The following is a 305-nucleotide window of genomic DNA, read 5'->3' as shown; positions in this document are numbered from 1 at the left end:
GTCTCGGCGGCGGACAAGGAGACCAACTACACCCCGGCCACCCGGAAAATGGAGCTGACGGGGAACGCCAGCGCCACGTTTGATGTGAATCTGGACTTTGCCAACGGCTATAGTATCGCCACGGATGCAACGATGATCGTTCGGGGGCAGTCCGTTAAGGGTGACATTGCGAACGCGGGCACCTTCGTTTTTGATATCGGTGCGGGCAAGGAGCTTGCCTACACGGATAAAATGTCCGGCGGTGGCAAGGTCTTCAAGGAGGGTGATGGCAAAGTCCTCCTTTCAGGCGACCAGTCCGGCGCAAC

Annotated in this window: 1 protein-coding gene; it reads left to right on the top strand. The window is 58.4% G+C overall.

Annotated elements, in window-relative coordinates; all coding sequences use genetic code 11:
- On the top strand, positions 1–305 hold a 305-nt coding region (locus IHV25_RS10280; RefSeq protein ID WP_192535032.1), incomplete at both ends, for a hypothetical protein.

Origin of the sequence: Phaeovibrio sulfidiphilus (assembly GCF_014861485.1) — a bacterium.
GTDB lineage: Bacteria > Pseudomonadota > Alphaproteobacteria > Rhodospirillales > Rhodospirillaceae > Phaeovibrio > Phaeovibrio sulfidiphilus.
The sequence above is the reverse complement of the archived record's forward strand: the minus strand, read 5'-3'. Positions and strand labels throughout refer to the sequence as shown.